A 22,720-nucleotide genomic window follows, 5' to 3' on the forward strand; every position below is an offset into this window, starting at 1 on the left:
GCGAAAACGACAGGCTGGAAGCCGATCCCACAATCTATTCCCGTCACTTGTTGTTCCGAAGTTCCTAAGAGTAGTCTGAACGATAAAATGCACGAAACGCAAACGTGTGGGGATCCCCGTGCCTGTCCCACCCGCTTGCGTCTCGTGCGTTGGTCGTTGGTCGATTTGATGGCTGGATCAGTTGAATACCGGTTCAGTTGACCGCTCGGGCTCCGTCCGGTAGCGGTTCCTCATAGATGATTCGATCGCCATCGGCGTCGACTCGGTAGCCGACATCGGGATATCCCCAGTAGTTTGCCCGGTAGCCTTGGCTGTCGGTCGGGCGGGGTTGCCAAGCGCCGCTGTACGGTTGAATGTAGCCCTGGCCGTTGACGATTCCACCCTGGGCCGCACCGTAGCCGGGGGGGCAGCAATAGGGATCCGCCGGGTAGGCGCTCATCGTTCGGGCCGCCGGGGCATAGCCGGTCGCGCAGGGATCCGGATTGCATCCGTAACCGGCCGCCGGCGGGGTGTAACGGGGTTGAGCCGCCAGGGGTTGGTTGCAGGTCGGTTGGGCCGCTGCCAGCGGAGCTTGCCTGCGGAGCGGAGTGGACAATCGCGTGCACAAGCCGCAGTTTGCCCCGCGACCGAAAAAGAAGTTTCGGAACGGCGTGCAGCCCGAAGTCGTCGTTACGACGGCGACAGTCATTGCGACTAGAATAATACGATTGTTCATTGGAGATTCCGCGATTTGCACAGGGAGCGTATTCGTTGGTCTCGGATCGAGAACCACACAAAACTAGGACGCTCTGAATGATGTGCAAACGCAACATCGTTTTTTTTCAGCAACAATTTGTTGCGTCCGGTAAGACGCTAGTTCTCACCCACCCGCCTTTGATCCCACCTCAAGCCATATGATGCGGATGTTCCCGTCAATCCGAATCTTCGTGTTGCTCGTCTGCGTCGCGATGCCCGTTGTGTGCATGGATGATCATGTCGCGGCAACCGACCACGAAGCGATCGCCGATGTCGTCGAACACACGATCGACTCGCCCGAGCCGAATGAATCGGATCCCTTGCCCCTGATCGCGGCGCACGGTGATCACGAGGAAGCGGCGGTGGCCGACTTTTTGGCCTCAAGCGAATGTTGCGTTTGTGATTCCGATCGAGTCTTCCTGATTTCGACCCGTCACCTCACCGCGGATGCCTGTCGCGCCCCGTTGGTCGAAATTCCCTTTCGGATGTGGCGAATCGATTGTGGATCGACCTGCGAGATCAACCAGAACGACTACCTGGCCTCGCTCTCCCCCGATCGTCCCGTCGTTTTCTATGTCCACGGCAACCGAATGCCGGTGCGCGAAGTCGTCAGCCGATCGGCCATGATTCGAAACCGGATCCGAATGCGTGGCGCACGCGGTCCGATTGATTGGATGATCTACAGTTGGCCGAGTGAAAAGGAATTGATCGGCGTCCAAGATTTTCGACTCAAGGCAGACCGCTGTGATGCACAAGGGCTCTACTTGGCTTCGTTTTTGCGCCAGCACGTCCAGGCCTGTGTTCCAATGGCAATGATCGGATACAGCTTCGGGGCGCGGGTGACCACCGGGGCACTTCACGCCCTGGCCGGGGGAACACTTTCGGGGCGACAATTGCCCGAGCCTGCGTTGACGGGTGCAAACGTTCGCGTCGGTTTGGTGGCGCCCGCGATCGAGTCGAAATGGCTTGGCGGCAATGGTTACCATCGCTGTGCGACCAAAAACATGGACGAACTGGTGTTGCTCTACAACCGACGTGACGTGGTGCTGAAACGCTATTGGTTGTTGGAAAAGATTCGCCGCGACACGGCGCTGGGGTACAGCGGGCCGACCGTTTTTGCCTCACGCGTCGACGGCACGCGACTGCCCGTTCGCTCGCGCGATTGCGCCTCGATCGTCAAACTCCGCCACTCGGAACTGGACTACTATCAAGGCGGTTGCAACGCCGGAGTCGATATGGCGAGGCTGATCAATGGCATCCGACAAATCAGTTTCTGATTCCCCACGTCCGATCGAGCCAGACCCTGCACGTCTGGCGTACCACAACGGATCGTGGATCAATGGTGATGACCTCTGTTTGTCCTCACGAGACCCCGCGGTCACTCAAGCGGTGACGGCCGTCGAACGCATCCGATGCTACAACGGGCGTTTATTTGAACTCGACCGGCACTTGGATCGTTGGCAACGGACCACCGAGGCCTTGGCAATCTCCGGTCTCCCTTCCCGCCAATCGCTGTCGCAATTGATTGACGAAGTCATTCAGCGGAACGGGTCATGGTTCAAGACGCAAAAAGAATTCGGCGTCTTGTGGTTCGCGTCACCCGGAACGACCGATGCACCGACCCTGGTGATCGATCTGTACCCGATCGACTCGGCATTGGTGCAGCGGCGAACACGATCGGGCAGCCCCCTGGTCGTCACGTCGGTCCAGCAGCCGCCGAGTGCCTGTTGGTCACGCAACATCAAGGTGCGCTGTCGATTGCACTACTACCTGGCCGATCGGCAGGCACGTCGATTGGATCCCCAAGCACTCGGCGTCTTACTGGATTCTGATGGCACGGTCACCGAAACCAGCCTCGCCAACTTGTTGATCGTCCAAGGTGGCGGGCTGATTTCGCCAGCGCGCGATCAAGTCTTGCAGGGCGTTTCGCTGCAAGTCGTGCGTCATCTGGCCGACACGTTGGGGGTGTCCTGGCTGGAGCGACGCATCGATCCCGATGAATTGCGGGCCGCTGACGAAGTCCTGTTGACCGGCACCAGTTGTGGCATCTGGTTTGCCAACTCGATCGACGGATCCCCCCAGCGGCCGCCCGGACCTGTCTATCAAGCATTGCGGTCTGGTTTCGACGCCTACGTGGCGAACCGCTGAGCTGGATTCAGCGGTCTCGATCTGGCAACGCCGAATTTTTCTGAAATCGTGCGCAGGAAATCTGCTCCCGCCGGTTAGTCATTCCCGAACGCGTCAAACATCGTGTCGGACGCCACTTGTTTTCGCCAGACCGCTGGCAAGCCATTCGGAGCAAAACACCATGCACAGCAAGCGAAATCGATTGACAAACGGAATTTTGGGCCTGATCATTGCCGTCGGACTCATCGTCGGCTCGGCATCCAACGCATCCGCTGCCGTGTTTAGCGGGGAGCAGCAACTGACGGTGAAGAACGACGGAATTGCGTCGCTCGACTATTGGCTGTACGACGATCGTTACAACGTCTCGGTCTTTCAATCGCTCGAAACCCCGTTGAACGCCATCGGCACACCGATCGGTCCCGGGATGGGCACCCTGCTGCGGATGGCCGACGAGACCGATTTCCAGTCCCTTCTTTATATCTTGGATCAGGGACCAAGTTGAAGGCATTCGGGCGAAATCATTCTGGCGAAATGAATGCGTGAGAACTGCTGGTGGGGCCAACATGGTTACAATGGCCACTTGGTTTCCGTGACACCTCAAACTAGCCAGAAGATCAAATGGTTTTGCGTCTGTTGTTCGTCGGGTTCGTCGCCTGGATCGTCTCATTTCCGGCCCGCGGGACCGCAGCCGATCGCGTTGAGTTCGTCCGTGACGTCTATCCCATCTTGGAAACCTACTGCGTCGGCTGTCACACCGCCGATGATCCGCAGGGTGGACTCGTGCTGGAGCACTATGCCGGGTTGGCCAAGGGGGGCGAAACCGGAGTCGCCGTCACGCCGGGCGTGCCGGCCAGCAGCCGATTGCTGATGATGGTCCGTGGCGAAGTCGAACCGGTGATGCCGCCCGACGATGCCGCCGGCCCCGACGAACGTGAACTGGAAATCCTCGCGCGATGGATCGAACAGGGCGCCGCCGGACCACAAGGCGAGATGCCGGTCAAACGCGAACTGCGGACGCCCTCGATCAAGCCGTCTCCCGGCGTCGTCGCTCCGATCACCGCGATCGCCCGTTCAGCTGACGGACGGGTTACCGCGCGCGCTTCCTATGGACGAATCGAAATCGAGCATGCCTCGCGGGATTCGGAGACGAATGAGAAAACGGAAATCTCGGATGAGGACCTTGGAAAGATCAACTCGTTAACGTTTTCTTCGGATGCGACGCATGTGTTGGCCGCTTCGGGTCTGACCGGGGCGTACGGTCGTGCGGCGATCTACGACACCGAATCGGGAGCCTTGATTCGAGAATTCGTCGGGCACCAAGACACGTTGTACGCCGCCGTGTTTTCGCCCGATGGTGCGCTGGTGGCGACCGCGGGCTATGACCGAACGATCGTGTTGTGGGATGCCGAATCGGGCGACGTGGTTCGTCGCTTGACCGGACACAACGGCGCGATCTTTGACTTGGCGTTCTCGCCCGATGGAACGGTGCTGGTCAGCGCGTGTGCCGACGAGACGGTCAAGGTCTGGAACGTCGAGCAAGGTATCCGGCTGGACACGCTCAGCCAACCCGAAGGCGAGGTGTTTGCCGTCGCGATCACGCATGATGGAAGACACATTGTGGCGGTCAGTGCCGACAACCGACTTCGCGCCTGGCGATTGCGATCAATCCGCACGCCGCGAATCAACCCGTTGGTGGCCACGCGGTTCATGGACGAGACGCCGATCGTCAATTTCGCCATCGCCCCAGACGACCAATCGCTCGTCGCGATCTCGGAATCCGGCAGCGTCAAACGGGTCCGCCGGGTCGATTGGCAACCGCTGGCGTCGCTGGAGTCTCTGCCGGAATCGGGCACGGATCTGTTCATCACGCCGGACAGTCGACACGTGATGATTTCGATGATGAACGGACAAGTCGTCTCCCGCCCCTTGCCGCCGATCGAATCGTCGAGCACGAGTCGCCCCGAAAACGAACTGCGGCCGGTCTGGATGGATTTGGGGGAACCGATTTCGCTGGACGAATCAACCTTGCGTCAAGCGATGACGCAACCCGGCGGCTCACCGGATTCCGCCGCCGCCATCCTGGACGTCGATCGTCACGTGTCGATCAAGGGGCAGATCGGCCGGGCCGGTGAAGTGGACCTGTTTCGTTGGCAGGCACGCAAGGGTGAAGTCTGGGCGATCGATGCCGACGCTGCAACGGACAGCCGACTCGACCCGATCGTGACGGTGCTCAGCGCCGCTGGCGAGCCCGTTCTGAGAGTCCGTCTGCAAGCCGTTCGTGATTCGTACTTCACCTTTCGCGGGAAAGACAGCAATCAGATCGGCGACTTTCGCGTGTTCAACTGGGAAGAAATGCAGCTGAACGACTACCTGTACGCGGCCGGCGAAGTGACGCGTTTGCAGATGCATCCGCGCGGTCCCGATTCGGGATTCAATGTGTATCCCGGTCAAGGGAATCGTTGGACGTATTTCGGTACCAGCGGGACGACCCATGCGCTCGGCGAACCGGCCTACATCGTTCGACCATTGCCGCCCGGCGGCGAACCGTTGGCCAACGGATTGCCCGTGTTTGATGTGTTCTATGAAAACGACGACGATCCGCGGCGGCTGGCGGGCAAGAACAGTCGGTTGTTGTTCACCGCACCGGCCGATGGACTGTACACCGTTCGCATCGGTGACACACGCGGCGAAGGCGGTCCGGCGTACGGGTATCGGTTGGCCATCCGCCCGGCACGACCGGGGTTCCGGCCGACGACCAAACCGATCAGCAAACCGCTGCATCCGGCCACCGGACGCGAATTTCAAGTCCAGATCGATCGGCTGGACGGATTCGACGGCGCCGTGACACTCGAGATCAACGGGCTGCCGGATCGGTTGGTCAGCAATTTCCCCCTCACGATCGAAGCCGGTCAACGATCCGCAACCGCTGTGATTTGGGCGGATCCCAACGAGAAGGGCTGGGAGGGCGAGATCGAACCGACGCTGACCGCATCGGCGCTGATCAACGGGACGCGCGTCGAGCGGCGGGCGGGATCGCCGGGGAAATTAAAATTCGATCCCAGTCCGGCACAGGTCATCCCGATCCTGAAACCGGTCGATGCCGAGATCGCCGCCCACGAAAACTGGACGCTGCGAGTGCGGCGGGGCGAAACGGTTTCGGCACGCGTGTCGGTTCAGCGTCGCGAAGGGTTTCAGAACGAAGTTTCGTTCGGCAAAGAGCAATCCGGTCGCAACGCCAGCCAAGGCGTCTACGTCGACAACATCGGACTGAACGGATTGTTGATCCTTGCCGGCGCGTCGCAGCGAGAGTTTTTCGTGACCGCCGATCCGACCGCCGTCCCCGGCAAGCGGTCGTTCTTTCTGACCGCCGGCGTCGACGGCGGCCTGGCCTCGCACCCGATCACCGTGGAAGTGCTGCCGTAGTGGACGCCGTAGTTCGGTAGGGCATGCTGAGCATGCCAACGTCACGACCGTCCGCCGTCACGCACAGCGTGACCTACGTGCGTCCGCTGTCACGCACAGCGTGACCTACGACCTATCCCACGACCGTCCTACGCCAGCACCTCGTCCACGACGCGTCCGTGGACATCGGTCAGACGGAAATCGCGTCCGGCATAGCGGTAGGTCAATCGTTTGTGGTCCAGCCCCATCAATCGCAACAGAGTCGCGTGGAGGTCGTGGACATGGACGCGATTTTCGACCGCCTGGAATCCGATCTCGTCGGTCGCGCCGACGGTTTGGCCGCCTTTGACGCCGCCACCGGCCATCCACACGGTAAAGCCGTAGTGGTTGTGATCGCGGCCGTTCATTTTGCCTTGGTTGGTGCCCTTGCGAGGCATCTCGACGACGGGGGTGCGGCCGAATTCACCTCCCCAGATCACGATCGTTTCGTCGAGCAGCCCGGTGCGTTTGAGGTCCGCCAACAGGGCGGCGATCGGCTGGTCGACCTGCTGGGCCAGTTTGCGGTGCTGCTTTTCCAAGTCGTCGTGATTGTCCCAGGGTTGTCCCGCGCCGGTGTAGAGCTGCACGTAGCGAACGCCGCGTTCGACCAACCGTCGCGCGATCAGGGTCTGGCGGGCAAAGTCGCCGTCGCCGTATTCGTCCCGGACCGATTGTGGTTCGCGCGTGATGTCGAACGCGTCGGCCGCTTCGCTTTGCATCCGATAGGCCAATTCGAACGACTCGATCCGCGACTGCAAGCGTTCGTCATGGCGTCGGGCCGCGGCATGTTGCCGGTTCAGGTTGGCCAACAGATCCAATTGTTGACGTTGATCCGTCGACGCCACCAATTCGCTGCGAATGTTCTCCAGCAACCGATCGACTTGACGGTGGCTGGTGTCGACATAGGTCGCCTGGTACTTGCCTGGCAGAAACGCGTTTTGCCAGTTCTGTGATTCCTTGATCGGATAGCCGCCCGGGCACATGGTCACAAACGACGGCAGGTTGCTGTTTTCGCTGCCCAGCCCATAGGTCAGCCAAGATCCGACGCTGGGGCGAACCAAACGCGATTCACCCGTGTTCATCAGCATCAGTGACGGTTCGTGATTGGGGACATCGGCGTGCATCGAATGGATCAAGCAGATGTCGTCGATGTGCTCGGCCGTCTTGGCGAACAACTCGCTGACGTGGATTCCCGACTGTCCATACGGTTTGAACTGGAACGGTGTGCCCAGAACATTGCCGGTGGGGCGTTCCGTTTTCAGTGTCCCGGTCGGCGCGGTCTTGCCGGCGAACTGGTTCAGTTGGGGTTTGTAGTCGAACGTATCGACTTGGCTGGGGCCACCATTCATGAACAAATGAATGACGTGTTTGGCTTTGGCCGGAAAATGCAATCCGCTCGCCGAAGCATCTCGGGCGAGCAGATCCGAGAGCGCCAAAGATCCCAGGCCGGTGCCGCAGCTTGCCAGCAGTTGTCGTCGTGTCAGCATCGTGTCGGTGTCGCGGGGCGGGGCGGGTTGGGGTGGGGCGAGGCAGGGCGGGGTCAAAACAACCAAAAGCGTTTCTTCGAGACGTCTTTGCGATTCACGTTCAAGACTTCGTTGTAACCAGCCTTGTCAAAACGTTCCAGCAAGCGTTCGGTACCGTATTTTAGTTTGAAATCCATTTCGTTCTGCAGCAACGGGATCGCGGCGAGAAAGTAGATGGATTTTTCGTCCGAGATCTTCAGCCGAATGAACTCTTCGCCGGTCGTCGATGGGAACGTCAGCAACCAACCGATAAAATCGGTGCTGGGGTCAAGCGAATCGGCGGGGTCACCGTTGGGGATCGTGTGACCATCAAACAGCCAGGTTTCATATTCGTGCGGAAATCGGGCCAAGAACTTCAGCCACTGGATCGGCCAATAGTTGGCCGTGTCCTGCAACGATTGTTCGTCCAGTTTCCATTCCGGCGGCAAGCAGAGCATCAACTCGGCGTACGCCAATTCTTCGGCACCCTCCGGTGGCGACATCGGTCGATCGCTCATTCCGGTGGTGATCAGGGTGTGGAAGGGACGCTCCGCGGAGGGTTTGACCCAGTGCACGTCGATGTGCACCAGATCCGAAACAAGCTCATGCCAGACGCTGTCGACCTCGCCGAGGTGTTTGGCGATATGGGCTTCGACACGTTCGATGTTCTCGCTGTCGCCGATCGCCAATTCAAACTCGCGCGATCTGGCTTCATGGCGATAAACCGTGCTGCCGCCGTCGGTCACCTCGTCGGGGATTTCCAGCGGGGGAAAAGGGACCTCGATCGTTTCGCCACAACCGCTGCATCGGGTTTTCTTGCCCGAATGGGTTTCATCGGTTTTATAGCGTTTGGCGCATTTCGGGCACCGGAATTCTACGTCCACCTGGGTTCACCGTTCAGGGTTGCGTCGCACAGATTCAATCAACGCAACAGTCTAACAGTTGTTCCGTGGCGACATTCCCGATGCATCTTTGCGGCGCCTATTTTTCTGCCAATTCCTTTGCCGTTTTGCCTCGTCCCGCCGCGGCGATGACTTCGGGGTGATCCAGAACCAGATAGTGACCGTGGTCGGCGGTGACGATGACCGCGGTGTGGTCCCAGGCGTTGTTCTCGTCGACCCAGTCCATCACTTTGACAAACGCCGCTTCGCCGCTGAATACCGCGCCGATGCTGTTGTCCAGGTTATTGGCATGATTGGCCCAATCCACATCGCCGACTTCGATCATCAACCAAAACCCGTCGATCGACTGTTCCAAAACCAGCAGCGCCGCTTCGGTCATCTCGGCGAGCGTCGGGTTCTCGTCGATGTCGGCGGCGGAATAGATCTCCGCGTCCCAGACGTCCGCCGCCGGGTTGTAGCCGCCGTCGGCGGTCGCGTATGGCAGGTGACCGCCTTTGGTCCCAAACAATCCGAGCAGTCGCTCTTGGTTGTCGGCGGCGGCTTGCGCGGCACGACGCAGCGATTGGCGGCCCGATTTGCCCGCCGCGCGTTGGACGACTCGGTACCGGCCACCGTTTCGCAGATCGACAGCGCGCAAGTCGTCTTCATGCAAGTACCGGTTGCCCGTGGCAAAGTTGCTGCCTTGCAGCTCGTCTTCGTCTTTGTGCTCGCCCCAGCCCGCGCCCAACAGCACATCGATGCCGGGTAGCGGATCGTTGCGATGGGCGGCCGATGGCAAACCGATCAGGTCGCGGGCAAGGTCTTGGTAGTCTTTGCGTGAAACGTTGTTCGCGTAGGCCGCTGCCGGCGTCGCGTGGCTGACGGGAACATTGGTCACCACGCCGACCATGAAGTCCTGGTCGCGTTGCAATTCACGCGCCAGGGGGACGGCTTGCGTCCCATCGAGCGCGACGTTGATCGAACCGTTGTACGTCTTGATGCCGCTGCACAGGCCGGTCCCCGATGCGGCGGAGTCGGTCACGGTATGCGGACGCGACAGATCTGCGCCGATCAAGTATCCGCTACCGTTCCGCTCATTCCATGGCGTTCGGCCGCCTAATCGAACGTCGTACCCGAACGACGACTGCTCGCTGACGCTGAGCACCCGTTGCGCGTCGACGTCGGTCTTCGCGCTTCCGGCGGCCGCGCTGGTCGATAGCAATCCGAAGTCCGTTTGCGTGCGTCGGTCGTCTTGAAATGCCAGTCCGGTGCCGCGACCGGATTCAAAAGCGATGCGTCCGGTTTTGTAGATGGCCGCGGCCCGCGCGGTTTGCCAGTCCATCCCGTCCAACACCAACAAGATGATATTGCTGTAACCGGCGTCGACGGCCGCTCGCTGCAATTGACACACGTCGGTCTGGTCAAAGTACATCGCGGTGGGATTGATCGAACTGGTCTCCGAAGACCGCTCCAGCGTTTTCAACCGCTCGGCGTCGGCGTACAAACTGCCCCGATCACGCCAGTCCGAAAGCGTCAGACCGAAGGTGTAAACCGGTACCAAGCGGTTGCTGTGCTCGTTCCAACTGCTGTACTTGGTCGCGTCCAATCCCCAATGGCCGTAGACGGGGGACTGTGTGTCAACCGATTGCTGCTGCAGCCAACGCATCGGATCGCCCTTGTCATGCGTTTGGCCCTCTGACTTCGCCGCCTCGGACTTCGCCGGGGCCACAGGCACCGGCTTCGCGGCTGATGCAGGACACGCCAGCGAGACGAGTGCCGCCAACGAGGCCATCACCAGTCCCGGGGCAGGAAAGAAACGCCGATCAGCGTCTACTTGGCGAGGATTCATATTTGTGAAGATTGGATGAATGTTCGAGGTCGGGGACGATCTTGCCCGCAAGCACCACCAAGTGCAGGGGGCCGATGGATTGATTCAGCCGATGGGCGCGAGCCCACCAGCCACAGCGAGTCACCGGGCACGGTGTGTCCTTTCCGCTAGGATTCACCCCTTGCGCTAGCGTGCAGCGGCACCTTCGCGGCACCTTTCAGGTGTGATCGGAAGGGATCGACAGACCGCCGTGACGCGTTGTCATTGGAGGGCGGTCAGAATAGTCGTTGCCGAGCCGTTCTCCGAGTGGGGCTCACGCCAATTCTCGAATGCTGACCGACCCCTCCGACGCGACCACGATATGGTCCAACACCGTGATCCCCAACAGCTGTCCGACTTCGGTCATCCGATCGGTGACTTGATGATCCTCGCGGCTCGGTGTCGCATCCCCTGAGGGATGGTTGTGCACCAGGATGACGGCCGATGCGGAATCGCGGATGGCCGGCCGAAAGACTTCGCGAGGATGCACCAGACTCGCGTCCAACGTGCCGCGGGTGATCAGATGGGTGTTGATCGGCAGGTGTTTGGTGCTCAACGTGACGATATGGAATTCCTCTTGGACCCCGCTGATCGCCAGCCCGCTGAAGGCGTCGTCACAAAACTCCACCGCCGCGCTGGTGCTGGTGATCGGGCCGTGGGCCCGGCGGTGCAGCTGTTCGTGCCGCGCGACGCGACGTCCCAGTTCGATGCCGGCCATGATCGCCGCGTAGCTGGTCACCGTGATCGCCGGGCTGATGTTTCGCAATTCGTCTTTGCCGCTGCGTCGCAGATCGGACAGCTTGTCGGAAAACGTCTTGGACAACCGCTTCCCGGCTTCGATCGCCGATTCGCCTTTCACGCCCACCCGGATCAAGATCGCTAACAGGTCGGCATCGCTGAGCGTCTCGGCGCCGGACGACAGCAATCGCTCCCGCGGTCGCTCCTGTTCCGGCTGCGCCGTGACCTGGTTGCCGCTGACTTGTCGTTCGATCCAATGCGACGGATCGACGCGGATCTGGGCGTTCCGCCAGGCATAGGTCTCTTGATCGGACGATTCATAGCGGTCCAAAATCCCTTCGCGGACCAGATCTTTGAGCGCCAACGAGACGAACTGCGGCGTCAGGTCGGCACACCGCTCCCGCGCCTGTTGTTTGGAAAATGCACTGATGGGTGAGAGTGTCTTGAAGAGTTGCAGAAGTTTTTCTTTCCGCTTCTTTTGCTGCCCCATGGCCGGATCCCGCTGATTCCCTGCGTGATGACGTCTAATTGTTACGCAGATCGTAACGAACCTGGAACCGTCCGTGGGGTGCCCGGTCCCATCTGCGGGGACGCATGATCGACTGCGGCGTCGCACGGCGAACATCGGATGGGATTGCCGGCGGCCCGATCAATCGCCGTGCCGGTCGCCAGAAGGCGGGTCCCTTCTGATTTCCACACTCTGGTGAACCGTGCGATCGCGCGTCATGGACGCGACCGCCACTGTCCGAGTTGCTAAACTGGGACGCAGAACGTTGTCGATCCAACCACGCTGCGTTGTTCCAACGGCAAACACTCGATCGGCTCGATCAAGCCGAGCGTGTTGTTGTCATCCCGCCCCATTTCTTCCAGACGAACGAACAAAACCGAAGATGAAGTCTGCCTACGATTGTGTTGTCATTGGTGCAGGGCCTGCCGGAGGCTCGGCGGCTTCCATCACCGCCGAAGCCGGTCTTGAAACACTGTTGATCGAGCGGGAGCGTGTTCCCCGGTTTCACGTCGGCGAGTCGCTGATGCCGGAAACGTTCTGGCCACTCCAACGATTGGGGCTGACCGATCGGATTCGAGCGGCCGGATGGCAGGTCAAAAAAAGTGTGCAATTCGTCTCCCACCGCGGCAATGAATCGGCACCGTTTTTCTTTCGCGAGCACGACCAGCGCGAGTGCAGCGACACGTGGCAGGTCGAACGAAGTGAATTCGACAAGATGTTGTTTGATCGAGCGGCGGAGTTGGGTGCCGACTGCTACGACGAGACCCGCTTGGCCGATGTGCGTTTTGATGATGCCGGCAAGGCGATCGGCGTCGTCGTCAAAGATCAATCGGGCCAATCCAAGCAGATCGATTGCAAGGTCGTCATCGATGCGACCGGCCAACAATCCTTCCTCGCCAACAAGCTGGGATTGAAAGAGGTCAATCCCGACCTGAAGAAAGCCGCAATCTGGGGCTACTACCGTGACGCCGTGCGGGGCGACGGCGACAACGAAGGGGCGACGATCATTCTGCAAACCGAATCCAAAAACGCTTGGTTTTGGTTCATCCCGCTGTCCCGCGGCATCACCAGCATCGGTTGCGTCGCCGACAACGACTTTTTGCTTAAAGGCCGAGGGACTCAGGAACAGGTCTTTGCGGAGGAATTGGAGCGGTGCCCGGGACTGAAACCGCGCTTGGAACCGGCGACCCGACTGGGCGGATTGCGAACCGCCAAAGAGTTTTCTTACATGACCAAGCAACACGCCGGCGATGGCTGGGTGTTGGTCGGCGACGCCTTCGGGTTCATCGACCCGGTCTATTCCTCCGGTGTTTACTTTGCACTGGACATGGGCGTGCGAGCCGGTGATGCCGTCGTACAAGGCATCCGGGAAAACGACGTGTCCGGAGAACGGCTGGCCGCTTGGGCCGACGAATTCAAACAAGGGGCGATGTGGGTGCGAAAGCTGGTCCATGCGTTCTATACCAAAGAATTCAGCATCGGCCACTTCATGAAAGAACATCCCGAGCATCGCGGCACGTTGACCGATTTGCTGATCGGACGAATTTTCAAAGAGGGCGCCGAAAAGATGTTCGACGACATGGAAAAATCGATCCAGCAGGCCAAGGTGGCGATGGCGTCGTAGCGCATGGCTGCCAGAGGAGCTCTCGTCGGGCGGACGCCTCCGCCCGACGGACATATTCTGGTCGTTGCGTCCCTCGTCCCGGCAGACTCCCTCGGCCCCGCAGACTACGTCCAGCTATGTTCTACAGATCACTCTTGGTTGTCGCGATCCTGTCCGCGACGGCCGTCAACGCATCGGTTTTGCTTGCCCAGGCCGCACCGCCGGAAACCCAACCGGTGTTGCTGCAAATGATCCGCGACGATGCAGTGCATCGGGAATTGAACCTGTCCGACGATCAGATCCGCCAGATTCATGACGCGCTGGCGCCAATCGACGGGCCTTGGTTTCGCGTCCGAATCCGTCCCGTCGCGGAACGAATCGAAACGATCAGTCGCTTGACCGACCAACTGACCGATGCCTTGGCCAAAATTCTGGATCAAAAACAGATGGAGCGTCTGGATCAGTTGCACAACCAGGCCCTCGGCACCCGGATGATCGTCCGCGACAAAACCGCTGCGGCGCTGGGGGTGTCGCCGGCGAAACGAGAATCACTGTATGAAGTCTTCGCAGAGACCGATCGCGTTGTCACAGCGGTTCAGCAACAAGTGCAGGATCAGCAAGCGGACAATGCCGCCGCTGCCAAGCAAATCAACCAGGCGAAAGCGGACGAGAAGCAAGCGGTTGTCGATGCGTTGACGAACCAGCAAAAACGCACGCTCAGTGCGTTGACCGGTCCGTCGTTCGATTTTTCCGCCGTCAAACGCATGTATCCCGCGGCACCGGAGTTGACCCGCGAAGGGGCAAGTTGGTTGCAGGGCGATCCGGGAACACTCAATGATCTGAAAGGCAAGGTCGTCGCGGTCCATTTCTACGCGTTCCAATGCATCAACTGCCGACGCAATCTGCCCCACTACAACGGCTGGCATGCCGACTATGCCGACGACGGGTTGGTGGTGATCGGAATCCAAACCCCGGAAACCCCCGCCGAACGATCGGCCGAGCGGGTCGCCGCGGCCATCGAGACCGAACAGATCCAATACCCGGTGTTGATGGACGCCCAGTCGGCCAATTGGAAACAGTGGTCCAACACGATGTGGCCGACCGTGTATCTGATCGACAAACAAGGTTTCTTGCGGCGTTGGTGGCAGGGGGAAATGAATTGGAAGGGGACGCCGGGGGAGAAGCAAATGCGGGAGACGATCGAGCAGTTGCTCGCGGAGTGATGGGGGAGAGGAAGGAGACACGGAGACACGGAGACACGGAGACAAGGAGACAAGGAGAAAGGGAGTAGGACGCTGCCGGAAGAATGGGGAGGGAAGACAAGAAAATGGATGACAGGAAAATGTCCGGGGTATTTGGGTATCTCAGGACTCAGGACTCAGGACTCAGGACTCAGGACTCAGGACTGCCAACTGCCGACTTTCTCCCCCCAGTCTGGCCTTTCCATGGTTCGGGGATCTTGGGTAGGATTGACCGCTGTCGTCGAGCGTGCCGCTGGAGGGGCGTTTGCCGGCGGGCCGGGTAGGGAAGACCGGCTCAGACCACACATTTGGGAAGGATCCACGTGTCTGCTGCACGACCATTGCCGTCAGATCGCACTCCGGGCCCGTCAAGTTCTGACGATTCGGACGTGCTGTCGAAAGTGCCCAAAACGCTTCTGGAGCGACTGCGGTCGGTTCGTGAAATCATCTCCCGGGAGGCGACTGCGTTGTCGCAGGCCGCCCAAACCATCGGGCCCGCTTCGGTCGCGGCGGCTGAACTAACGGCGGCATGTTCCGGCAATGTCGTCGTCACGGGCGTGGGCAAGGCCGGTTTGGTGGGCCAAAAGCTGGTCGCCACGTTGGCCAGCACGGGAACCCCCGCCCACTTTCTGCACCCGACCGAAGCCATCCACGGAGACTTTGGCCGCGTCAAAAGCGACGATTTGGTCTGGGCGTTCTCCAATTCCGGCCGCAGCGAAGAGATCACGCGGATCGCATCCCAATTGCGGCAACAGGGATCCGGGCTGATTTCGTTTACCGCCGACGATGACAATCCGTTGGCCGCCGCGGCGACCTGCAGGGTCGTCTACGGACGCCACGCCGAGGCCTGTCCGCACGGGCTGGCCCCGACCAGCAGCACAACGGTGATGATGGCCGTCGGTGACGCGGTGGCGTTGTTGGCCAGCCAGTTGCGCGAGTTCTCCGCGCGTGATTTCGCCAAGTTTCACCCCGGCGGCGCGCTCGGCCGAAAACTTTCCAACGTCGGCCAATTGATGCGTCCCCTGACGTGCTGTCGTGTCGCCAATCAGTCGGTCTCGATTCGCCAGTGTATGGTTTCGTGTTCGATTTCCGGACGCCGCAGCGGCGCGGTGATGTTGACCAACGATGACGGCCAGCTGACCGGGATTTTCACCGACAGCGATCTCGCCCGGTTGCTGGAATCACGCTGTGAAGAAGCGTTGGATGGTCCGATCCGAGCCAAGATGACGCTCGACCCGCACTGTGTCGCACCGCAAACGCTACTCAGCGACGCGATCGCGCTGCTCAGCCAGCTTCGGATCAGCGAGTTGCCGGTCGTGGATTCCGATCGCAAGCCGATTGGGATGGTCGACATCACCGATTTGATCACGCTGGGCGAAATCAGCCACCCCTCCGACCCCGCGACCTCGCCGTCGACGATTCCATTTCACGGTTAATCCCTAGGCCAGCCGTTTCGAATGCCAGTTTCATCCGACAGCGATCACTCCGTTGCCCAACCGATTCAATGCATCCTGTCGGATGTCGATGGAGTGATGACCGATGGCCGGATCATCTATGACTCGGCCGGTGCGGAAACCAAACAGTTTCATGTTCGCGATGGGTTGGGCATCAAACTCTGGATGCAGGCCGGGTTCCCGTTTGGCATCATCACCGCCCGAAACAGCCCGATGGTCGAGCGACGTGCCGTGGAGCTCGGGATCAGCCATGTCAGCCAAGGCAGCGGCGACAAGTTGCAACGCGCGTTGGAGATCCTTCCCGAATGGGGCTGCGAACTGTCGTCGGTTTGCTACATCGGTGACGATCTGCCGGACGTCCCCGTGATGCGGCGCGTCGGTCTTGCCGTCGCTCCGGCCGACGCCGCGGCCGACGTACGAAACGTCGCCCACTGGGTGCTCTCCAGCAGCGGCGGACACGGCGCGGTTCGCGAGACGATCGAGCGACTGTTGCGCGCCAAGAGTCTTTGGTCTGCGGCGGAGGCATCAGCGTGACGTGGATCAGCCGGAATGCTCGAAACTATTTGATCGCACTGACCGTGCTGTTGATCTGTGCCGGCGTGTATCGCGCCGCGGCACAGCGGCTGTTGACGGTTCCCGACGTCGCCCGCGTGGAACCGCGACCGCCGACCCAACGCGTCGATCTGAAGGAGGATCTCGCGGACCTGTTTCCCGCCGATGCGTGGCAGCTGGGCGATTGCAAGCGGTTGCTGACCAGCAACGGTGCCTTGCTGTTCGAGAACTGGCGCCAGATTTCCGAAGACCAGTGGAAACTGGAGCCGTTGACGATCGTCGTCGGACGCGGCCTTTCTGAGGATGCCGCGGCAACACCGATCGTGTTGACCGCCAAGGATGGCGCGGAGGTCCAATTCGCCCAATCCCTGGACATGATGGGAGGCAGCGCGCCGCCGATCAAAATGGGACGCATGATCGGCGATGTTGAAATCGAACGCCGGGGCACGACCAAACGCAGCGAAACGCTGGCCGTGCAAACGCGAAACGTACGGATCGACAACCAAAAAGTTTGGACGACCGAGCGGATCGCCATGCAAATCGCCGGCGCCGAATTGCTCGGCAGCGATTTGACCATTTATCTCGCCGCTTCGGCAACTTCCGCGACCAAGGCCGAAGTCCCCTCGACGTTATTGGATCGCATGGATCTGGTCTACCTGGAAGAACTGCGCATTCCGCTCAATGAATCCGTCCAAGACCCGAATCGACCGCGACGGATCGGAACGAAGGAAGCGGCGGACGATCACGGCGAGATTTCGATCAAATGCAAAAATGGGCTGATCTACGACTTTGCCCTCGATCGGCTGTCGTTGCGGGATTCGATCACGATGGTACGGACGGTGAGGGGGCAAGCCATCGACACGTTCACCTGCGACACCGTGGATCTGATTCTGCGTGATCCGGCCAATCGCTCGGTCGTCCGACGCGGTCCGCTCGATTGGATCGACCGCGTGCATGCCACCGGTCGTCCCGCCCAGATCCGACTGACCTCCTACGACTTCCAAATTGCCGCAGACGAAATTGAGTTTGATGCCGTCGGCGGGCTGTTGATTGCCGATGCCGCTCCCGAGCCCGAGAACGCCCATCAGGTCGTGATCCGTCGCGGAAATCTGCAAGCCAAGCTCGCCCGTTTCGCCTATCAATACAACCCCGAAACGCCCGAAACGATCGGTGTGGTCGATGTCCGCGGCCAAGGGCATGTCTCCATCAACGATGCCGGGATCATGCTACGCGAGGTCAGCTGGACGGACAGCTTCAAACTGCAACCGACGGGGCAAGCCACCGTGGCGGCGGTCAAAGAAAAACGTGAGCAGAGCAAGTTGCGGTTCCAGATCGATGGCGACATTCAAGCCCGATTGTCCGACGGCGGCGTCGCCCGAGCCGGCGCGGTCGAAGGCATCTTGAAACCACATTACGTCGAACAACCCGTCGAGTCCTTCAACGCCCCTTCATCGAACGGTCAAGTTTCATCGGCCGGACAGATCGTCCAACCGGCTGAGCAATCAAAACGCGCCATGACCTTGCTTCCGGAAAGCGTTCATGCGTTGGAGTCGGTCACAATCGATTCCAACGAATTGCTCGCCAACATGAACCGGTTGAGTCTGTTTTTCAAGCCGTCGGCCGATTATGGGAAACGGACGACAGCAGCCACGACGAGCGGTGCGCTCCTGCCGGCGCCCGGCCAGCAGGGTGCCCGCCCGGCAGCGACGTCGCCCGGCGGACTGGCCAGTTTTGTCAATCAGCCGGACGCACCCCGCCAGCCCGACGCTTCTCGCCCCTTGCGTGCCCCGGTTGCTCGCCCACGCCCCAAGCTGTCCGGGGATCACGTCAGTGCGGAATTGCTGATCACGCCGGCCGGGGTTCAACCGAAAGACGTCAGCATGGTCGGCGACGTGCGGCTTGAACACCAGATCAATGTCGGCACATCCATGCTGCCGATTCAAATGTCAGGCCAAACGATGCGGATGCAGCGCAGCGCCGTCGCCCAAGGTTCGGGACAGGACTATCTGCAACTCGGCAGCGGCCCCGACGCACCGGCGCGACTGCAAATGGGAGACGGGTACTTTGTCGGACCGATGATCAAGGTTTGGCCGAGTGAAAATGTCGTCCAAGTGACCGGTGCCGGCGAGATGAAGGTGCCCGCCGAAATGCTCGCGCGTGATGCAGCGCCACTGCCCGCCGAGTCGCAAAATGCCGGTCCGTTTGCGGCCGACTCGACCTCGAGCGGTGACCCGATTTCCGTCTCGTCCATCGATTGGACGTCGCCGCCGCTTTGCCGTTGGGGCGGCAACATGCAATTTGATGGTCAAGCCGCGCTGCTGACCGGAGGCGTTCAAATCGACTCGGAATTCGTCAGCGGCGCCGATCCGTGGCTGGCACGAATCAACGGCGGCGAAATGCAGATCACGCTGGCCAAGCCGGTGCAGTTGATGGACCAAGCTTCCATGGCGACGGCGGAGCTATCCAGTGTCAGCCTTGTCCAGACCGATCAGCATGCGGTCGTTGTCCGGGCGGAACAGCGCGCGGCCGATTTGGCCACACAATCCGTCCACGTGATCACCGCCACCCGGTTGGATTTTTCGCCCGGCGACGGCGGCCGACTGTTGGGCACCGGGCCGGGCTGGTATCGCGGTTGGATGATGATGGACCAGGACAGTTCGATCCTGGCTCCGGAGGCTGCCCAGTCAGACCATCTCGGCGGCTTGGTGCTGCAAGGCGTTCATTTGACGTTCCGCGAAGCGATGCAAGGCGACCTGAAGCACGAGACGCTGGAGTTTTCCGGCGGGGTTCGCACCGGCGTTCGCAAATTGTCGTCGTGGGACGAAGTCGTCGATGTGGCGCAAATGGAACGTTTGGCCGTCGGCGAGATGACGATGGATTGCCGGCAATTGAAATTTGGCGTTTCGCCGGGAACGCCCGCCGACCTGCGAAGCATTCCCGGGATGCCGACGCCATGGGAGATGATCGCCGACGGCGGCGTCGTCGTACGAACCAACACTGAGAAACACGGCTTGATCGAAGGCACCGCGGCGCGGGTGTCTTATGAATCAAAAAAATCCTGGCTGAACGCCCAGGGAACCCAAGGCCAAAGTGCCTTCCTGCGACGAACCTGGCCGGACGGTCGCAAGGGCTTTCAAACTCACTCGCCAAGGATGCTGTTGAACTTGAAGACGTTTGAGTTCCAGACGGTCATGCAAGACGCCCAGTTCAACAACGTGACATTGCCGAACTGACCCGCCATCCCGGGGCGTGCAACCGTGATGCAGCGGCTGTTTAGCAAAACCGCGCCACGCAAAACCACCGCGCCACGCAGGGCCACGGCTCCTGAAGGGAAAACAGGACCAATGGGACAGATATGACACATAGGTCCCCTACGTCCTATAGGTCCTATCCCCACCGGGGACAGACCCTGGCGGCTGGTGAGATTGGCCTGGAACAGCAAGCCCCAAACGTGTTACTACGCTTTTGGGTCTGTCTTTCCGTCCGCTGTTGGAGTCCGAATTCGCATGCCGATGCCCGCCAGCCGTCTTGATCGCCGCTTGTTTCTCGTCGTGGCCGTATCGTGTTGCTGCGTGGCCGCGACAGGCTGTGTCCGCCGACGGATGACGGTTCGCACCAATCCTCCCGGCGCCATGGTCTCGGTCGACAATCAGGTCATCGGGGCGTCACCGGCTGCGACCCCGTTTGTTTTTTACGGGACGCGCGAGTTTCGCATCGAGGCCGACGGGTATCGCACCGAAACGATCCGGCGCCGATTCAACCCGCCCTGGTACCAGTGGCCGGGCATCGACTTTGTCGCCGAAACGCTCTGGCCGGGCGAGATTCGTGACGAACGCATCATCGACGTGACCCTGGTCCCTAAGACGCTGCCGGCATCGGAAGAGATCATCGCCAGAGCCGACGGGCTGCGCCAGCAATCCAATTCGGGAATGGTGACCGCGCCGCGACAGTGATCGCAGACAGGGAACGCCCGTTGTCATCCACTTTGACGTTGAAGGTGTGAGCGGAACGGCGCGAGCGGGCTGTCGTTTTTGTGCGCCGCGCGCCGCGTAAGCGGCCGGGCACTGCGACGCTGCCCGAGGCCTTACGGCCATCGGCTCACCATTGACTCGGCAGATCCCGACTAAATCGACAGCCCGCGAGCCGTCCGGTCGCGCTTCAAAACACCGTGACAGTCTCGGAGGGCTCGCGCCCTGCCGCTAACAAGAAACACCTCGTGCAGAATCAATGTAGATGGCATTCGGGAAATGCCACCGGTTACATCACCGAGAAATAGTTGTCGCAGGCGAAGTCGAAGTATTCGTTCTTCAGTTCAACTTCCAAGTCGTTATACAGGCAGAAGTTGCGGACTTGCAGCAACAAGTCACGGGGTTGGCAGTTGCGAAACGGGCGGCCGACGGGCAGGTAATGGGTCTTGATCAAGTAGTCGATCGCGTCGGGGTTGTAGGGCACCTTGGTGATCCGGCACATGATTTCGAACAGCTTGCGAAAGTCCTGTTCCGGCGGGTTTTCGACTTCGATCTTGTAGGGAATCCGTCGCAAGAACGCGTCGTCGACCAAGTCCTTGGGCTCCAGGTTGGTGCTGAAAATCACCAGTTGGTCGAATGGGACTTGAATCTTCTTCCCGCTGGCCATGTTGAGAAAGTCATAGCGTTTTTCCAGCGGAATGATCCACCGGTTGAGCAACTCGTCGACGCGCATTTTCTGGCGACCGAAGTCATCGATGACCAGCGTGCCGCAGTTGCTTTTTAATTGCAGCGGGGATTCGCTGATGTTGGTGTCGGAGTTGCACAGCACCTCGAGCATTTCCATCGTCAATTCACCACCAGCGATGATCGTGGGCCGTTCGATCCGCACCCAGCGTTTGTCGAATCCGCCGATGTCCAGCAGCCCGGTGTTTTCTTCGGGCATCGCCAGCACATGGTTCATGGGGTCAAAGACCCGCAGCACGTCGCCATCGATGTCGACGCTGCGCGGGATCCAGATGTACTTGCCAAACGCTCCGGTCACCCGTTCGGCGATCGACGTTTTACCGTTCCCAGGAAAGCCGAACAAAAACATCCCGCGCCCGCTGGCGATCGCCGGTCCGAGGCGATTGAGCATCTTGGGGTTGATCAACAGGTCGCTGAACGCGCGAACCAAATCCGCCTTTTTGGGATACTGGCCCTCGATCGTCTGGTAGCGAATGCTCTTGATGTAATCTTCCAGCCGGACCGGACAGGCCCCGAAATAGGTGCAATCGGCGGAATGGTTGCGTGCGATCTGGCGGCCGGTTTCGGTCAGGATGTAAACGTAATCGTTGGTGGCCGTCGCGTTCTTGTAGGCGATGTTCTGTTCCATCTTCATGCGGGTCAAAATCGGTTCGACCAGACGAAACGGAACCTTGACCTGATCGGCGATCTTGCGGCCTTCGGATTCCCCCGCGGTCAACAGAAAGCGATACATGATCGCTTCCAGGATCGATTCATTGATCCCAGCCTTTTCCATCGATTCCGGCTCGACCGGTCGCCAGGCCTCGTCGCGCGAGGGCTCGAATCCGAGCGGGCCCGGAGGGATTTCGACGCCTCCGCCGAGTGACTGTTTCGGCCCACCGGCGGCCTCTTTGGCGGGCGGCTTGGCAGGCTGTGGGCGGGCGCGTTGAGGCGGCTTGGCAGCCGCTGATCCTGATGCTGATGCTGCGCCTTGCGGGGTCCCCGGGCGATTGGGTCTGGGGGCGCCCTGCGGCGTCACAGGCGTGTCCCCGGCCGCTGGCGTCGGATTCTGGGCGGCCGGTCGCTGCGGCACGGTCGGCCGCTGTGCGGGCTGTGGTCCGCCGGAGAGTCCCGCCGGCGGGGGCGACGGACGGGTTGCCCCGGCCCCGGAGCCGCCGGCGTCGACTTGCCCCGCTGGAACCTGGTTCGTCGCCGTCACGCCCGGTCCCGTCGCTCCTTGAGCGGGTCGAGGCTGTTGTTTGGCGGCCGGGGCGACCGATTCGCCGCCGGTGAGGGATTGGATTCGAGAGATCAGGGCATCAAGTTGGCGATCTGCATCCGCGCCGTTACCGGCAGAAGGAGGCGTAAATGACATCG

16 protein-coding genes are annotated in these 22,720 nt (G+C 60.5%); 10 read left to right on the forward strand and 6 right to left on the reverse strand.

The genetic code is table 11. The features are described from left to right. Positions 1-193: 193 nt before the first annotated feature. Complete coding sequence (locus tag Enr13x_RS22830) at positions 194-715, reverse strand: hypothetical protein (RefSeq protein WP_145389180.1); 522 nt, start codon at positions 713-715, stop codon at positions 194-196. A gap of 187 nt (positions 716-902) precedes the next feature. On the opposite strand from Enr13x_RS22830, the gene Enr13x_RS22835 reads away from it, so the two are divergent. The 4 genes from Enr13x_RS22835 (at position 903) to Enr13x_RS22850 (ending at position 6,285) form a co-directional block, all read left to right on the forward strand. Next, a complete protein-coding gene (locus Enr13x_RS22835; RefSeq protein WP_197455294.1) occupies positions 903-2,012 on the forward strand; it encodes an alpha/beta hydrolase family protein in 1,110 nt (369 codons plus the stop codon). Next, positions 1,987-2,883, forward strand: coding sequence for an aminotransferase class IV (locus tag Enr13x_RS22840; protein ID WP_145389182.1), 897 nt, complete (start codon positions 1,987-1,989; stop codon positions 2,881-2,883). The genes Enr13x_RS22835 and Enr13x_RS22840 overlap by 26 nt, the downstream gene beginning before the upstream one ends. 160 nt (positions 2,884-3,043) lie before the next feature. Continuing rightward, positions 3,044-3,364, forward strand: a complete 321-nt coding sequence (locus tag Enr13x_RS22845) for a hypothetical protein (protein ID WP_145389183.1) — start codon at positions 3,044-3,046, stop codon at positions 3,362-3,364. Between the two features lie 116 nt (positions 3,365-3,480). Then, positions 3,481-6,285, forward strand: coding sequence for a c-type cytochrome domain-containing protein (locus tag Enr13x_RS22850; RefSeq protein ID WP_145389184.1), 2,805 nt, complete (start codon positions 3,481-3,483; stop codon positions 6,283-6,285). Positions 6,286-6,413: 128 nt separating this feature from the next. Here the strand turns inward: Enr13x_RS22850 and Enr13x_RS22855 are convergent, their stop codons facing one another. The 4 genes from Enr13x_RS22855 to radC all read right to left on the reverse strand — a co-directional run bounded on the left by Enr13x_RS22855 (position 6,414) and on the right by radC (position 11,784). Next, a complete protein-coding gene (locus tag Enr13x_RS22855; RefSeq protein ID WP_145389185.1) occupies positions 6,414-7,790 on the reverse strand; it encodes a DUF1501 domain-containing protein in 1,377 nt (458 codons plus the stop codon). A gap of 53 nt (positions 7,791-7,843) precedes the next feature. Next, positions 7,844-8,692: a suppressor of fused domain protein gene (locus Enr13x_RS22860; RefSeq protein ID WP_197455295.1), complete on the reverse strand. Its 849-nt coding sequence runs from the start codon at positions 8,690-8,692 to the stop codon at positions 7,844-7,846. Positions 8,693-8,789: 97 nt separating this feature from the next. Further along, positions 8,790-10,538, reverse strand: a complete 1,749-nt coding sequence (locus Enr13x_RS22865) for an alkaline phosphatase (RefSeq protein ID WP_231743719.1) — start codon at positions 10,536-10,538, stop codon at positions 8,790-8,792. 292 nt (positions 10,539-10,830) lie between these two features. Continuing rightward, a complete protein-coding gene (radC, locus tag Enr13x_RS22870) occupies positions 10,831-11,784 on the reverse strand; it encodes a RadC family protein (RefSeq protein WP_145389186.1) in 954 nt (317 codons plus the stop codon). Between the two features lie 400 nt (positions 11,785-12,184). Here radC and Enr13x_RS22875 point away from each other — a divergent pair, with 400 nt between their 5' ends. From Enr13x_RS22875 to Enr13x_RS22900, 6 genes are all read left to right on the forward strand, one after another. Next, positions 12,185-13,426: an NAD(P)/FAD-dependent oxidoreductase gene (locus tag Enr13x_RS22875; RefSeq protein ID WP_145389187.1), complete on the forward strand. Its 1,242-nt coding sequence runs from the start codon at positions 12,185-12,187 to the stop codon at positions 13,424-13,426. A gap of 116 nt (positions 13,427-13,542) precedes the next feature. Beyond that, complete coding sequence (locus Enr13x_RS22880; protein WP_145389188.1) at positions 13,543-14,628, forward strand: redoxin domain-containing protein; 1,086 nt, start codon at positions 13,543-13,545, stop codon at positions 14,626-14,628. A gap of 407 nt (positions 14,629-15,035) precedes the next feature. Continuing rightward, positions 15,036-16,082 carry a KpsF/GutQ family sugar-phosphate isomerase gene (locus tag Enr13x_RS22885; protein ID WP_145389189.1) on the forward strand — a complete coding sequence of 349 codons (1,047 nt, stop codon included), beginning with the start codon at positions 15,036-15,038 and terminating at the stop codon, positions 16,080-16,082. A 21-nt stretch (positions 16,083-16,103) separates the two neighbouring features. Continuing rightward, positions 16,104-16,634 (forward strand): KdsC family phosphatase, encoded by a 531-nt coding sequence (locus Enr13x_RS22890; RefSeq protein WP_145389190.1) that lies wholly within the window; start codon positions 16,104-16,106, stop codon positions 16,632-16,634. After that, on the forward strand, positions 16,631-19,885 hold the full coding sequence (locus Enr13x_RS22895) for a hypothetical protein (RefSeq protein ID WP_145389191.1): 3,255 nt from the start codon (positions 16,631-16,633) through the stop codon (positions 19,883-19,885). The genes Enr13x_RS22890 and Enr13x_RS22895 overlap by 4 nt, the downstream gene beginning before the upstream one ends. A 273-nt stretch (positions 19,886-20,158) precedes the next feature. Next, complete coding sequence (locus Enr13x_RS22900; protein WP_231743720.1) at positions 20,159-20,605, forward strand: PEGA domain-containing protein; 447 nt, start codon at positions 20,159-20,161, stop codon at positions 20,603-20,605. Positions 20,606-20,909: 304 nt separating this feature from the next. Here the strand turns inward: Enr13x_RS22900 and Enr13x_RS22905 are convergent, their stop codons facing one another. Beyond that, on the reverse strand, positions 20,910-22,718 hold the full coding sequence (locus tag Enr13x_RS22905) for a hypothetical protein (protein WP_231743721.1): 1,809 nt from the start codon (positions 22,716-22,718) through the stop codon (positions 20,910-20,912). Positions 22,719-22,720 lie beyond the last annotated feature (2 nt).

Source organism: Stieleria neptunia (assembly GCF_007754155.1).
GTDB classification, from domain to species: Bacteria; Planctomycetota; Planctomycetia; order Pirellulales; family Pirellulaceae; genus Stieleria; species Stieleria neptunia.

Excerpts from the sequence above, each read along its gene's own strand:
- Enr13x_RS22865 (WP_231743719.1), bottom strand. The coding sequence starts at position 10,538 with ATGAATCCTCGCCAAGTAGACGCTGATCGGCGTTTCTTTCCTGCCCCG.
- Enr13x_RS22850 (WP_145389184.1), top strand. The coding sequence starts at position 3,481 with ATGGTTTTGCGTCTGTTGTTCGTCGGGTTCGTCGCCTGGATCGTCTCA.
- radC (WP_145389186.1), bottom strand. The coding sequence starts at position 11,784 with ATGGGGCAGCAAAAGAAGCGGAAAGAAAAACTTCTGCAACTCTTCAAG.
- Enr13x_RS22905 (WP_231743721.1), bottom strand. The coding sequence starts at position 22,718 with ATGTCATTTACGCCTCCTTCTGCCGGTAACGGCGCGGATGCAGATCGC.
- Enr13x_RS22845 (WP_145389183.1), top strand. The coding sequence starts at position 3,044 with ATGCACAGCAAGCGAAATCGATTGACAAACGGAATTTTGGGCCTGATC.
- Enr13x_RS22830 (WP_145389180.1), bottom strand. The coding sequence starts at position 715 with ATGAACAATCGTATTATTCTAGTCGCAATGACTGTCGCCGTCGTAACG.
- Enr13x_RS22890 (WP_145389190.1), top strand. The coding sequence starts at position 16,104 with ATGCCAGTTTCATCCGACAGCGATCACTCCGTTGCCCAACCGATTCAA.
- Enr13x_RS22835 (WP_197455294.1), top strand. The coding sequence starts at position 903 with ATGTTCCCGTCAATCCGAATCTTCGTGTTGCTCGTCTGCGTCGCGATG.
- Enr13x_RS22880 (WP_145389188.1), top strand. The coding sequence starts at position 13,543 with ATGTTCTACAGATCACTCTTGGTTGTCGCGATCCTGTCCGCGACGGCC.
- Enr13x_RS22840 (WP_145389182.1), top strand. The coding sequence starts at position 1,987 with ATGGCATCCGACAAATCAGTTTCTGATTCCCCACGTCCGATCGAGCCA.
- Enr13x_RS22875 (WP_145389187.1), top strand. The coding sequence starts at position 12,185 with ATGAAGTCTGCCTACGATTGTGTTGTCATTGGTGCAGGGCCTGCCGGA.
- Enr13x_RS22855 (WP_145389185.1), bottom strand. The coding sequence starts at position 7,790 with ATGCTGACACGACGACAACTGCTGGCAAGCTGCGGCACCGGCCTGGGA.
- Enr13x_RS22900 (WP_231743720.1), top strand. The coding sequence starts at position 20,159 with ATGCCGATGCCCGCCAGCCGTCTTGATCGCCGCTTGTTTCTCGTCGTG.